Origin of the sequence: Citrobacter sp. Ca225 (genome assembly GCF_030337175.1) — a bacterium.
Taxonomy (GTDB): Bacteria; Pseudomonadota; Gammaproteobacteria; order Enterobacterales; family Enterobacteriaceae; genus Citrobacter_A; species Citrobacter_A amalonaticus.
Genome location: NZ_JAOWCD010000057.1, coordinates 137820 through 151916 on the forward strand (window position 1 = coordinate 137820; position 14097 = coordinate 151916).

Annotated in this window: 11 protein-coding genes; 9 read left to right on the plus strand and 2 right to left on the minus strand. The window is 54.2% G+C overall.

The window, feature by feature from the left end; translation table 11 throughout:
• Positions 1 to 5: 5 nt before the first annotated feature.
• From OGW13_RS06430 to OGW13_RS06440, 3 genes are read left to right on the plus strand one after another with little or no spacing between them, the layout of a single operon-like run.
• A complete protein-coding gene (locus tag OGW13_RS06430; RefSeq protein ID WP_287115818.1) occupies positions 6 to 1457 on the plus strand; it encodes a PTS fructose-like transporter subunit IIBC in 1452 nt (483 codons plus the stop codon).
• Positions 1447 to 2517: an aminopeptidase gene (locus tag OGW13_RS06435; protein WP_287115826.1), complete on the plus strand. Its 1071-nt coding sequence runs from the start codon at positions 1447 to 1449 to the stop codon at positions 2515 to 2517. The genes OGW13_RS06430 and OGW13_RS06435 overlap by 11 nt, the downstream gene beginning before the upstream one ends.
• Positions 2517 to 4265, plus strand: coding sequence for a putative frv operon regulatory protein (locus OGW13_RS06440; protein WP_287115819.1), 1749 nt, complete (start codon positions 2517 to 2519; stop codon positions 4263 to 4265). The genes OGW13_RS06435 and OGW13_RS06440 overlap by 1 nt, the downstream gene beginning before the upstream one ends.
• 54 nt (positions 4266 to 4319) lie before the next feature.
• Here OGW13_RS06440 and OGW13_RS06445 read toward each other — a convergent pair whose 3' ends face one another.
• The gene (locus OGW13_RS06445; protein WP_042998873.1) at positions 4320 to 4532 is read right to left on the minus strand and encodes a YdgH/BhsA/McbA family protein; all 213 of its coding nucleotides are present in this window, start codon (positions 4530 to 4532) and stop codon (positions 4320 to 4322) included.
• A 128-nt stretch (positions 4533 to 4660) separates the two neighbouring features.
• Positions 4661 to 5497 carry a formate dehydrogenase accessory sulfurtransferase FdhD gene (gene fdhD / locus OGW13_RS06450; protein WP_187251526.1) on the minus strand — a complete coding sequence of 279 codons (837 nt, stop codon included), beginning with the start codon at positions 5495 to 5497 and terminating at the stop codon, positions 4661 to 4663.
• A 192-nt stretch (positions 5498 to 5689) separates the two neighbouring features.
• On the opposite strand from fdhD, the gene fdnG reads away from it, so the two are divergent.
• The 6 genes from fdnG to OGW13_RS06480 all read left to right on the plus strand — a co-directional run bounded on the left by fdnG (position 5690) and on the right by OGW13_RS06480 (position 14017).
• Complete coding sequence (gene fdnG, locus OGW13_RS06455; protein WP_080721738.1) at positions 5690 to 8740, plus strand: formate dehydrogenase-N subunit alpha; 3051 nt, start codon at positions 5690 to 5692, stop codon at positions 8738 to 8740.
• 12 nt (positions 8741 to 8752) lie between these two features.
• Positions 8753 to 9658, plus strand: coding sequence for a formate dehydrogenase O subunit beta (gene fdoH / locus OGW13_RS06460; RefSeq protein ID WP_042998870.1), 906 nt, complete (start codon positions 8753 to 8755; stop codon positions 9656 to 9658).
• Positions 9655 to 10290 carry a formate dehydrogenase cytochrome b556 subunit gene (gene fdoI, locus OGW13_RS06465; protein ID WP_061069452.1) on the plus strand — a complete coding sequence of 212 codons (636 nt, stop codon included), beginning with the start codon at positions 9655 to 9657 and terminating at the stop codon, positions 10288 to 10290. Before fdoH ends, fdoI begins: the two co-directional genes overlap by 4 nt.
• 184 nt (positions 10291 to 10474) lie before the next feature.
• On the plus strand, positions 10475 to 11812 hold the full coding sequence (locus tag OGW13_RS06470) for a vWA domain-containing protein (RefSeq protein ID WP_287115820.1): 1338 nt from the start codon (positions 10475 to 10477) through the stop codon (positions 11810 to 11812).
• Positions 11813 to 11829: 17 nt separating this feature from the next.
• Entirely contained in the window at positions 11830 to 13326 is a 1497-nt protein-coding gene (locus OGW13_RS06475) for a sensor histidine kinase (RefSeq protein WP_109739661.1), read from the plus strand.
• Positions 13327 to 13330: 4 nt separating this feature from the next.
• The gene (locus tag OGW13_RS06480; RefSeq protein WP_287115821.1) at positions 13331 to 14017 is read left to right on the plus strand and encodes a response regulator transcription factor; all 687 of its coding nucleotides are present in this window, start codon (positions 13331 to 13333) and stop codon (positions 14015 to 14017) included.
• Positions 14018 to 14097 lie beyond the last annotated feature (80 nt).

The window sequence follows — 14097 nt, forward strand, 5'->3', positions numbered from 1 at the left end:
CGGCTATGGAGTCATCCTTACGTTTAGTAGCAATCACCAACTGTCCTGCCGGCATCGCCCACACTTATATGGTGGCCGAAGCGCTTGAGCAAAAAGCACGCTCGCTCGGTCATACGATTAAAATCGAAACCCAGGGGGCAAGTGGTGTAGAAAACCGCCTGACGCAGGATGACATTGCCGCCGCCGATTACGTGATTTTAGCCACCGGGCGTGGCTTAAGTGGTGACGATCGGGCGCGATTTGCCGGGAAAAAAGTCTATGAGATCGCCATTTCCCAGGCGCTAAAAAATATCGACCAGATTTTCACACAGTTGCCTTCTCATTCGCAGATGTTTACCGCAGATAGTAGCGTTAAACTCGGTAAACAGGATGTCCAGCAAGGCAGTGTAATGAGCCACCTGATGGCGGGGGTTTCCGCTGCGCTCCCGTTTGTGATCGGTGGCGGTATCCTGGTCGCCATCGCGAATATGCTGGTGCAGTTCGGCTTGCCGTATACCGATATGTCGAAGGGTGCGCCGTCATTTACCTGGATTATCGAATCCATCGGCTATCTGGGCTTCACCTTTATGATCCCCATTATGGGGGCGTATATCGCGTGGTCGATTGCCGACAAACCCGCATTTGCCCCGGCGTTTCTGGTCTGCTATCTGGCTAACGACAAAGGATTGCTCGGCACCCAGTCTGGTGCTGGTTTTCTCGGCGCGGTGGTACTGGGTTTGGCAATCGGCTATTTCGTGCTGTGGTTTCGCAAAGTCCGTCTCGGCAAAGCGCTCCAGCCGTTGCTTGGCTCGATGCTAATCCCATTCGCCACTTTGCTGGTGTTTGGCGTGCTGACGTATTACGTTATTGGTCCGGTGATGTCGGATCTGATGAGCGGCCTGCTGCACTTCCTGAACACGATCCCCCCGTCCATGAAAATGGGCGCCGCCTTCCTCGTTGGCGCGATGCTGGCATTTGATATGGGTGGGCCCATCAACAAAACCGCATGGTTTTTCTGCTTCTCACTGCTGGAAAAACATATCTATGACTGGTACGCCATCGTCGGCGTAGTGGCGCTAATGCCTCCCGTCGCGGTAGGCATTGCCACGTATCTGACACCCAAACTGTTTACCTCACAGGAGAAGGCCGCCGCGAGCAGCGCGATTGTGGTCGGCGCCACTGTCGCCACCGAACCCGCAATTCCTTATGCCCTGGCCGCACCGCTGCCAATGATTACCGCCAATACACTCTCCGGTGGTATTACCGGAATGCTGGTGATCGCTTTCGGAATCAAACGCCTCGCGCCGGGATTAGGTATTTTTGATCCGCTGATTGGCCTGATGTCGCCGGTAGGCTCCTTTTACCTGGTGCTGGCTATTGGCCTCGCACTGAACATTGCGTTGATTATCATCCTGAAAGGGCTGTGGCTGAGACGCAAGACCGCGCAACAGGAACATGAACATGAACATGAACATTAAGTTACTTCAGCAATTATGCGAAGCCAGCGCGGTCAGTGGCGATGAACAAGAAGTGCGTGCAATTCTCATCAATGAGCTGGAATCCTGCGTGGATGAAATGACGTTTGACGGCCTCGGCAGTTTTGTTGCTCGTAAAGGTCATTGTGGGCCAAAGGTGGCAGTCGTCGGTCATATGGATGAAGTCGGCTTTATGGTCACACATATCGACGATAGCGGTTTTCTGCGTTTTACGACAATTGGGAGTTGGTGGAGTCAGTCGATGCTGAACTACCGGGTCACTATTTGTACACGCAAGAGATTTAAAATCCCTGGTGTTATCGGTTCCGTTGCACCGCATGCCCTCACCGAAAAACAGAAACAGCAACCACTGACATTTGACGAAATGTTCATTGATATTGGCGCAAGCAGCCGCGAAGAGGTAGAAAGGCGCGGTATTGCGATCGGTGACTTCATTAGCCCAGAGGCGAACTTTGCCTGCTGGGGCGACGACAAAATCGTCGGCAAAGCACTGGATAATCGTGTCGGCTGCGCCCTGATGGCAGAACTTTTGCAGTCCGTCGATAATCCGAATATCACCCTCTATGGCGTGGGCAGTGTGGAGGAAGAGGTGGGGCTGCGCGGCGCGCAAACCTCAGCAGAACACATCAGGCCCGACGTGGTTATCGTCCTGGATACTGCTGTTGCTGGTGATGTCCCTGGAATCGACAACACCAAATACCCATTGAAACTGGGTGAAGGTCCAGGGCTCATGCTGTTTGATAAACGTTATTTCCCAAATCAACAGCTGGTCGCTGCATTAAGGACGAGTGCAGAAAACAGTGGCGCCCCTTTACAGTTCTGTACCATGAAAACCGGAGCAACAGACGGTGGACGCTACAATGTGATGGGTGGCGGGCGCCCCGTCGCAGCACTCTGTTTGCCCACCCGCTATCTGCATGCCAATAGCGGCATGATTTCTGCAAAAGATTATGATGCATTGTTTACGTTAGTCCGTGAGCTGCTGACTTCATTGACGGCAGAGCAGATCAAAACTTTCACCGACTTTCGCCGGGTGATCTGATGCTCAGTGAACGCCAGTTAACGCTTGTCGACCTTCTTGAACAACGGCCTAACTCACTCAGCGAGCTGGCGCGGCAAACTGGCGTTTCAGGTAGAACAATCCTGCGCGATATTGATTACATCAATTTTACCCTCAGCGGGAAAGCGCGCATTCAGCCTGGTGGCAGTGCGGGTTACCAACTGGACATTATCGACCGGCGCAGCTTTTTTCAGCTTTTACAACGCCATGATAACGACGATCGTTTGCTGGCACTTCTGCTGCTCAATACCTTTACCCCCCGCGTACAACTGGCTTCTTCGCTTAATTTGCCGGAAACCTGGGTCGCAGACCGTCTGTCGCGACTGAAGCAACGCTATGAGCGTGCATTTTGTCTTTCCAGCCGCCTCGGTGTGGGCCATTTCGTTGATGAACCAGAAGAAAAACGGATTGTCCTGCTGGCGAATCTGCTCAAAAAAGACCCGCTGTTAATTCCTCTCCCCGGCGTGACGCGAGACACTGTCGAACGACTTACCAGCGCATGTGAACATCTTCTTGCTGAGTTCCCACTGACGTCGGGTGAATACCTCGCCAGTCTGGTGCTGGCGGTCTATGCACTGCGTAATCAACTCTCGGGCACATGGCCTGAATGTCGGCATACAGTGTTAAAAAATGCCGTAGAACAGGGCGGGATCTATCTTGGCGAGAACGCGTTAAAAACGCTGCACGGACTGCTGGATAAACAGCAACAACAGGCCATGACTTTGTCTGCCGATACCGTGATTGCTTTACTACAACGCGTACCTGGCGTCGCCAATTTGAACCTTATCGATACGCAACTGGTTGAAAATATCACGGGTCACCTGCTGAGATGCGTTTCGGCCCCCGTTTGGGTACCGGAACATCGCCAGAGCAGCATGAATAACCTGAAAGCGGCCTGGCCCGCTGCATTTGACATGAGCCTGCGCTTCATTGCGCTACTGCGTGAACAGTTAGAAATTCCGCTGTTTGACAGTGATCTGATCGGGCTCTATTTCGCCTGTGCGCTGGAGCGGCACCAAAATGAGCGTCAACCCATCATTTTATTATCCGATCAAAATGCGATTGCCACCATAAATCAGCAGGCTATTGAACGTGATGTATTGAATTGTCGGGTGATCATTGCACGCACTCCCAGTGATGTGTACGCGATAAGACAAGAAGTTGATCCCCTGTTGATCGTCAATAACAGCCACTATTTATTGGATGACTCATTAAAAAATGTCCTGACTATTAAAAATATTATTTCCGCAGTCGGGTCCGAACAAATCAAAAATTTTCTTGCCACGGCGTTTATTCGTCAGCAACCGGAGCGCTTCTTCTCTGAGCCGGGCAGCTTTCACTATATGAATCTCGCCGACGAAACCTGGCATCACATTACCCATCAGATTTGCGACAAACTCGTGGCGCAGGAACATATCACCCGTGATGAAGCACTGCGGATATGCGCCCGCGAAGATGAAGGCGAAAACCTGATTATCAATCATCTGGCGATCCCCCACTGCTGGAGCGAACAGAAGCGTCACTTTCGCGGGTTCTTTATTACTCTGGCGCATCCCGTACAGGTCAATAATGAACCGGTCAGCCATGTACTGATTGCTTGCGCTGCCGCTGACGCACGTCACGAATTAAAAATCTTCAGCTATCTGGCCAGCGTGCTGTGTCAGCATCCCGCCGAAACCATTTGTGAGTTAACGGGATATGACGCGTTTATGTCGTTGTTAAAACAATAATGACAGACACAAAAAAAGCGCCTCAAGGGCGCTCTTTCGACAATGGAGATGAACTTATTTCAGCAGTTCCGCCGTCATGTGCACGCGGTTACCGGTGTAAGCCTGAGTGATTTTATAGGAGCTTGCACCAGCCTGTTCAGCCTGAGCGGCGATTTTTGCTTCAGCACTTTCCAGAGTAGAACCGGTCGCGGTCACAGACTGGGCAGCAAAAGAACCGAAAGAGGTAGCGAGAGCGATAACTGCGACAAAAGTTTTGATGCTTTTCATGATATAAACCCTTTAACTTAGTTGTTTAAGTAAGGCACCGTGCCTTGATGTGATAAATAATAGGCCGTTACTCAGACAACTAAAAGCGGAAGGATTTGCCCGTCTCATTCAAATTAATTGAACCAAAATCACTCAGCGATTAAACGCTGCGGATGAGTATAAATGGTCGCCCTGCCTGGCTTACAGAACCCCACCAGCGTCAGATTGCAGCGCTCAGCGACTTCCACCGCCAGCGTGGTGGCAGCAGAGACCGCAAACAGAATCTCAACGCCGCACATCGCAGACTTCTGCACCATCTCATAGCTTGCGCGACTGGAAACCAGCGCCGCTCCCGGCATCCAGCTTTCGCCTTCGGCGGCACGGCGCCCCAGCAGTTTATCCAGCGCAACATGCCGACCGACATCTTCATGTCCGCCCGCCAGTTCACCCGATGGCATCACCCACGCCGCAGCGTGCGTACACCCGGTGAGCTGCCCCACAGGCTGAAAATCTTTCAGATGTCTTAATGCGTGATCAAGTCTGGAGAGGTTAAAAGTCTGGGTGAACGGCAGCGGCTGCACCGGTTTACCGATGTCATTGAGCTGCTCAACCCCGCACACGCCACAGCCGGTGCGTCCGGCCAACGCGCGACGGCGTTCTTTCAGCCCCATAAAACGGCGACTGGAAAGCTCGATCTGGACTTCAAGTCCATTACAGGAGGGAACCACATCCATGCCATAGATCTCGCGCGGGCTGTCAATGATCCCCTCAGACAAGGAAAAACCGACTGCAAAATGTTCCAGATCCTTCGGCGAGGCCATCATGACAACATGAGAAATGCCGTTATAAACCAGCGCCACGGGCACCTCTTCAGCGACCTCATCCGGCTGAGGGTGATGCAAATCCTCACGCTTCCAAAGGTTAACCTGGCGAGAGCTCGTGACATTAATCACATTTCCGACTTCTTTTGGATGTATCTTATTCACTTTCTTTTAACCGTATAAGAACACACGTACCAACATTGTGGTATTCTGTCGCAAGCCCCTCCTGGATGGGGGGAATTAACCCAATTCTGGACCTTTGCGGTCCCGTCCGCAAAGAAAAATAACAACCACACCCTGAGCGCTCACCAACATGAATGTGAAAGGGATGTGACAATGTCGAAAAAGGAGCAAACCATGCAGGTCAGCAGAAGGCAGTTCTTTAAGATCTGCGCTGGCGGTATGGCAGGCACCACGGCGGCAGCACTGGGCTTCGCGCCCGGCGTAGCGCTCGCGGAAACCCGGCAATATAAACTGCTGCGCACCCGCGAAACCCGTAATACCTGCACTTACTGTTCCGTTGGTTGTGGGCTGTTGATGTACAGCCTCGGCGACGGTGCAAAAAACGCCAAAGCGTCAATCTTCCATATCGAAGGTGACCCGGACCATCCGGTCAACCGTGGTGCGCTCTGCCCGAAAGGGGCCGGTCTGGTGGACTTCATCCACTCCGAAAGTCGCCTCAAATTCCCGGAATACCGCGCGCCAGGCTCGGATAAATGGCAACAAATCAGTTGGGATGAGGCATTTGACCGCATCGCGAAACTGATGAAAGAAGACCGCGATGCCAACTACATTGCGCAAAACGCTGAAGGCGTTACCGTTAACCGCTGGCTGTCTACCGGGATGCTGTGTGCTTCCGCGTCCAGTAACGAAACCGGCTTTTTAACGCAAAAATTCACCCGCGCGCTCGGTATGCTCGCGGTCGACAACCAGGCGCGTGTCTGACACGGACCAACGGTAGCAAGTCTTGCTCCAACATTTGGTCGCGGTGCGATGACCAACCACTGGGTCGACATTAAGAACGCCAACCTCGTCGTGGTGATGGGCGGTAACGCCGCTGAAGCACACCCGGTCGGGTTCCGCTGGGCGATGGAAGCGAAGATTCACAACGGCGCGAAGCTGATTGTGATCGATCCGCGTTTCACGCGTACGGCGTCGGTGGCCGATTTCTATGCCCCAATCCGTTCTGGTACTGACATTGCCTTCTTGTCAGGCGTGATGCTGTACCTGCTGACGAACGAAAAATATAACCGCGAATACACCGAGGCCTACACCAACGCCAGCCTGATCGTGCGTGAAGATTTCGGCTTCGAAGATGGCCTGTTCACTGGCTATAACGCGGATCAACGCAAGTACGACAAGACCAGTTGGAACTATGAGCTGGACGAAGAGGGCTTTGCCAAACGCGATACCACCCTGCAACACCCGCGCTGCGTCTGGAACCTGCTGAAACAGCACGTCTCCCGCTACACGCCGGACGTGGTGGAAAATATCTGCGGTACGCCAAAAGCCGACTTCCTGAAAGTCTGCGAGTACATTGCGGAAACCAGCGCGAAAGACAAAACCGCATCGTTCCTGTATGCCCTCGGCTGGACACAGCACTCCATCGGTTCGCAGAACATTCGTACCATGGCGATGATCCAGTTGCTGCTTGGCAACATGGGGATGGCAGGCGGCGGCGTTAATGCCCTGCGCGGCCACTCCAACATTCAGGGGCTGACAGACTTAGGCCTGCTGTCACAAAGCCTGCCGGGTTACCTGACGCTACCGAATGAAAAACAGCCGGACCTGCAAACGTATCTGGCCGCGAACACGCCAAAACCGCTGTTGAAAGACCAGGTCAACTACTGGGGCAACTACCCGAAATTCTTCGTCTCGTTGATGAAGGCCTTCTACGGCGATAAAGCGACAGCGGAAAATAGCTGGGGCTTTGACTTCTTGCCGAAGTGGGACAAAGGGTACGACGTGCTGCAGTACTTCGAGATGATGAAAGAGGGTAAGGTCAATGGCTATATCTGCCAGGGCTTCAACCCGGTTGCCTCATTCCCGAACAAAAACAAGACGATCGCATCACTGTCCAAACTGAAGTTCCTGGTGACGATCGATCCGCTCAACACCGAGACTTCCACCTTCTGGCAAAACCACGGTGAGTCGAACGATGTGGATCCGTCGAAAATCCAGACCGAAGTGTTCCGCCTGCCGTCCACCTGCTTCGCCGAAGAGAACGGCTCGATCGTGAACTCCGGTCGCTGGCTGCAGTGGCACTGGAAAGGCGCAGACGCCCCGGGGATCGCGGTCACCGACGGCGAAATCCTGGCCGGTATCTTCCTGCGCCTGCGCAAAATGTATGCTGAGCAGAGCGGTGCCAACCCGGAACAGGTGCTGAGCATGACCTGGAACTACTCCACCCCACATGAACCGGCATCGGAAGAAGTGGCGATGGAGAGTAACGGGAAAGCGCTGGCCGATCTCATCGACCCGGCAACGGGCGCAGTGATCGTCAAGAAAGGCCAACAGCTCAGCTCGTTTGCTCAGTTGCGTGACGACGGCACCACCTCCAGTGGCTGCTGGATTTTCGCCGGTAGCTGGACGCCGGAAGGCAACCAGATGGCGCGTCGCGATAACGCCGATCCGTCCGGTCTGGGCAATACGCTGGGCTGGGCATGGGCATGGCCGTTGAACCGCCGCATCCTGTACAACCGTGCTTCCGCTGACCCGCAGGGTAATCCGTGGGATCCAAAGCGCCAGATCCTGAAATGGGACGGCGCAAAATGGAGCGGGATGGACATTCCGGACTACAGCGCCGCCGCGCCAGGCAGCGACGTCGGGCCGTTCATCATGCAACCGGAAGGGATGGGACGTCTGTTCGCTCTCGACAAGATGGCGGAAGGTCCATTCCCGGAACACTACGAACCGTTTGAAACGCCGCTGGGTACCAACCCGCTGCACCCGAACGTGATCTCCAACCCTGCCGCCCGTATCTTTAAGGGCGACGCCGAAGCGCTGGGTAAAGCCGATAAGTTCCCGTACGTCGGAACCACTTACCGTCTGACCGAGCACTTCCACTACTGGACCAAGCATGCGCTGCTTAACGCTATCGCGCAGCCGGAACAATTTGTGGAGATCGGCGAGACGCTGGCGAACAAGCTCGGTATCGCCCATGGCGACACTGTTAAAGTCTCCTCTAACCGCGGCTATATCAAAGCCAAAGCAGTGGTGACTAAGCGTATTCGCACGCTGAAGGCAGACGGTAAGGATATCGATACTATCGGTATTCCGATTCACTGGGGCTATGAAGGTGTGGCGAAGAAAGGGTTTATTGCGAACACCCTGACGCCATCGGTGGGCGATGCCAACTCACAAACGCCGGAATTTAAGTCCTTCCTGGTGAACGTGGAAAAGGTGTAACGGAGACGACTTATGGCTTATCAATCGCAAGACATTATCCGTCGTTCCGCGACTAACGGTCTCACCCCCGCGCCTCAGGCGCGGGACTTCCAGGAAGAAGTGGCGAAGCTCATTGACGTCACCACCTGCATCGGCTGTAAAGCCTGTCAGGTGGCCTGTTCAGAGTGGAACGACATCCGTGATGAGATCGGCAGCAACGTCGGGGTCTATGATAACCCGGCGGATTTAACCGCTAAATCCTGGACCGTGATGCGTTTCTCGGAAGTGGAGCAGAACGACAAACTGGAATGGCTGATCCGTAAGGATGGCTGTATGCACTGCGCCGATCCGGGCTGCCTGAAGGCGTGTCCGGCAGAAGGCGCTATCATTCAGTATGCCAACGGGATTGTCGACTTCCAGTCCGAGCAGTGCATCGGCTGTGGTTACTGCATCGCCGGTTGCCCGTTCGACGTGCCGCGACTCAACCCGGAAGACAACCGCGTCTATAAATGTACGCTGTGCGTTGACCGCGTGACCGTCGGCCAGGAACCGGCCTGCGTGAAAACCTGCCCAACGGGTGCTATCCACTTTGGTTCCAAAGAGGACATGAAAACGTTGGCTGGCGAGCGTGTGGCAGAACTGAAAACCCGTGGTTACGACAATGCTGGCCTGTACGATCCGGCGGGCGTAGGTGGGACGCACGTGATGTATGTGTTGCACCATGCCGACAAACCGAATCTGTACCACGGTCTGCCGGAGAACCCGGAAATCAGCGCCACCGTGAAATTCTGGAAAGGGATCTGGAAGCCTCTTGCAGCGGTCGGCTTTGCCGCGACCTTTGCGGCCAGCATCTTCCACTACGTCGGTGTCGGTCCAAACCGTGCGGATGAGGAAGAGAACAACCTGCATGAAGAGAAAGACGATGAGGTGCGCAAATGAAAAGACGTGACACCATCGTGCGCTACACCGCGCCGGAACGCATCAACCACTGGGTCACCGCCTTCTGCTTCGTGCTGGCGGCGGTGAGCGGACTGGGCTTTTTCTTCCCGTCCTTCAACTGGCTGATGCAAATCATGGGCACACCGCAACTGGCGCGTATTCTGCACCCGTTTGTGGGCGTCATCATGTTTGCCTCGTTCATCATCATGTTCTTCCGTTACTGGCACCACAACCTGATTAACCGGGATGACATTTTTTGGGCGAAGAACATTCGCAAGATTGTCGTCAACGAAGAGGTGGGTGACACCGGGCGGTATAACTTCGGCCAGAAATGCGTGTTCTGGGCGGCGATTATCTTCCTGATGCTGCTGCTGGTGAGCGGTGTGATCATCTGGCGTCCGTACTTTGCGCCAGCGTTCTCCATTCCGGTGATCCGCTTCGCGTTAATGCTGCATTCATTTGCCGCCGTCGCGCTGATTGTGGTTATCATGGTGCATATTTACGCCGCGCTGTGGGTAAAAGGTACTATTACCGCGATGGTAGAGGGCTGGGTAACCCGCTCCTGGGCGAAGAAGCATCACCCGCGCTGGTACCGTGAAGTTCGCGAAAAGCAGGATAAGACCCAGTCGTAAGCAAAGGCTGTTCGTGAACCGATAAGATAACGCCGGAGACTGAGTTTCCGGCGTTTTTTTAAGGGATATTTTTGGCCTGACAGGCCGTTTTGACAACTTTTTGACAACTTTATACAGATTACAGACCAACCGACGTTACAGTCGCATAAGAATGGAGTCGATTCTTAAGACAAGGAGACGTACCGTGAATCTCAAACACCTCTTCGCAGCCCTGGCAATGGGACTGCTTGCGACAACAACGGCGGCACAACCGCCCGCGCCGAAAGTGACGATTAAATCCGAACTGGCTTCCCCTCTGGTGCTGGAAAACAGCCAGGACAAAAACTACCTCAAAGTGTCACTGACGGGTTTCCCGCTGCATGCAACCAAACGCAGCCCGATCAACCTCGCGCTGGTGATTGACCGCTCCGGCTCTATGGGCGGCGAGCGTATCGAAGAAGCCACAGAAGCTGCCGTAATGGCGGTGAACACTTTAAGCGCCCAGGACACGCTCTCGGTGGTGATTTACGACGACGTCGTGGATGTCATTGTGCCGGCGGCCAAAGTCGACAATAAAGCGAAACTTATCAGCCAAATCCGTGAACGACTGACCGCACGCGGCGGTACTGCCCTGTTTGCCGGTGTTAGCCGCGGTATCAAAGAAAACAGTAAATTCCTCGATAAGGCCCATGTTAACCGCATCATCCTGCTGTCTGATGGTCAGGCGAACATCGGCCCTTCCTCCACCAGCGAGCTGGCAGAACTGGGTAAGATTGCCGCCCGCAAAGGGATTGCCATCACGACGATGGGTATTGGCGAAGGCTACAATGAAGATCTGATGGCGGCGATTGCCCAGTACAGCGATGGCAACCACGTGTTTGTACAAAACACCGATGCCCTGGAGAAGGCATTTGCCCATGAATTTGGCGATGTCATGTCCGTCGTCGCTCAGGATGTGGTGGTGCAAATTAACGTCGCCGACAACGTTAAGCCACTTCGCCTGCTGGGGCGTGAAGGTGAAATCCGCGACAACACGGTGACCGTTAAACTGAACCAGCTTTACGCCAATCAGGAGAAATATGTCATGCTGGAAGTGCTGCCGGCGAAAGGCCAGGCCGCACAAAGCAAGCCGCTCGCTGAGGTCAACGTCAGCTATAACAACCTCGCCACCGGGCAGAAAGAGCGTTGGGATGACAAGATGGCCGTCAGCTATACCGCCTCAGCCAACGAGGTTCAGAAAGCGCAGGTGGAGGATGTGATCGTCGATTCCGCCATTCAGAAATCCGCCATTCAGAATGAGCAGGCGTTACAGCTCATCGATGAAGGCAAAATGGACGAGGCGAAAGCGATCCTGCGCGAAAACTCCAGTACACTCAGCGCGTTACCGCTTAGCGCACCGGCCGCCAGAATGAAGGCACAGGCGAGCGCAGAGGAAAATCTTAAGTTGCTGGACAGGATGGAAAGCGAAAGCAAAGAAGCGTCGCGCAAGTCGCTGAAAGAACAGAGTTATAAAACCAAAAACCAGAGTTCGAAATCGAACTGATCCACAAGGAGTGCTGGATGTTCAGACGTAAGCCGATTTATCTCGTCATTACATTGATGTTTTTTATTCTGCTTGCTTACCTGGGCGTTCGCACTCTGGAACATGAAGTCTTGTTGCGTCAGTACCAGACCCAAACCCTGGCGAAATCGCAAACCGCCAGCGTCGCCAGGGGGATCGAAAATATTCTGCAGCAAAAAGCCTCCCGCCTGCATGCGATTGGCGATTTTATCGACCCCGCAGAGGTCGCCACCCTCAGCGCGCTTAAAGAGAACGACAGCGACATTGCCGACGTCTTTATGCTGCGGAAAAATCATCTCCTTTACCCCGATGAGCGTCAGCCGTTGAGCAACAAGGATAAAGAGTGGGTACGCCTGCTCAGCCCGCTGGTCAACGATCCCAGCCAACTTGCCAGTCATATGACGCAAAGCGAGCAGGACACGCCGCAGGCCGGCTGGTTTATTAGTTTTGAGACTCCGGAACCGCTGTTGATCTACTGGCGGCAGAAAGAGGGGGCGATCATCGGCTTTCGCCTCTCCTGGGTACAGCTGATGATGGATATGGCGAACGGCATACAGGTGAACCCGGGGGATCCGCAGCAGATTGTCAGGGTGACGGAAAACGGCCGTCAGCTTTATCAGAACGCGCAGGCGGATCTGCGGCGGCTCACTTTACTGGACTCCCGCACGCTGGCGTATCCACTCACAACGTGGCAGGTCAGCGCTTACGGCGTCAACGCACCGCTCTGGCATATCTGGCTGTGGGGCGGCGCATTAATCGTCCTGCTGCTTCTCGCCGTCGCACTGTTGGGCGTCTCGCTGTGGCGGGAATATACCCGCGCGGCGCGTCAGGCGCGCCAGCAGGTCGATTTTGTCAGCCAGGTGTCACACGAACTGAAAACACCGCTGACCAACATCACGCTCTATGCCGAACTGCTGCGCGAAGGGCTGGATGATGAACAAACGCATGAGCGACGCTATGTGGATGTGATCACTCAGGAAGGCCAGCGGTTATCACGGCTTATCCAGAATATCCTGACCTTTACGCGCGCACCGAAACTGCATCTTCAGCCAGTCAATCTCCGCCGTCTGATGACAGAAATTACGCAGATCTTTACGCCTGCGTTGCAGGCTAAAGGCATGACGATTCACATGTCCTGCCCTGAGAATCTGATATTGCACAGCGATCGCGACGTGATCACGCAAATTGTCAGCAACTTTCTCAGTAATGCCGAAAAATACGCTTCGCAGGGCCAGCGCGTGGATCTGACCGTTGAACACGTTGCGGAAAACGTGGAGATCGCCGTTCGCGACTATGGTCCCGGTATTGCGGAAAATGAGATGTCCTTGATCTTCCGCCCGTTTTATCGGGTCAAATCCTCCATTACCGAGGGTGTTTCAGGTACCGGTATTGGGCTCACCATCGCTTGCCAACTGGCGCAACGCCTGCACGGCAAGATTCAGGTAACGGCGCAAGAGCCAGGCGTCCGCTTTACCCTTACGCTGCCGCAGGGATGAGAATATGAAGATACTGATTGCCGAAGATGATGCAAACATCCGCCAGGGTCTGGTGGATGCACTGTCGCGCGAGGGTTATTCGATCATAGCAGCACCGAACGGGCGCGCGGCGCTGGAGAGTTATCATCGCGACAAACCGGACTTTGTGCTGTTAGACATCATGATGCCCGAAATGGATGGCTATACCGTCTGCCGGGAAATTCGCCGCCAGAACGAACGCATTCCCATCGTGTTTCTCTCCGCCAAAGATGAGGAGATCGACCGTGTCGTGGGGCTGGAACTGGGTGCAGATGACTACATCAGCAAACCGTTTGGTATTCATGAACTGCGGGCGCGGATAAAAACCATCGCCCGTCGTTGTTTAAACCATAGCGCCACGCAGCCTAACCTCAGTTTTGCTTTTGGCGACCTGACGGTGTTCCCGAATGAACTGTGCGCCTGGCGCGGCGAGCAAAAGCTGGAGCTGACGCTGCGGGAAGTTCGCATTTTAAGCTGTCTTGAGCGTCATAAAAATCAGGTGGTTACGCGCGATATGTTGTTCGATGCGGCGTGGGGGTACGACTATTTGCCCAATAGCCGTACGCTGGATCAGCACATTTCCCGGCTCCGCAAAGTCATCGAACAGGATGCCAATCAGCCGCAGCTAATCCGAACGGTGCATGGTCTGGGGTATCGATATCAGGTATCGTAACGCACACATTGCGATGTCACCGCTATAACCCGCAGGCCGATTGCGGTTATCATTAATGACATTCACCAGCGCGGGCGCGA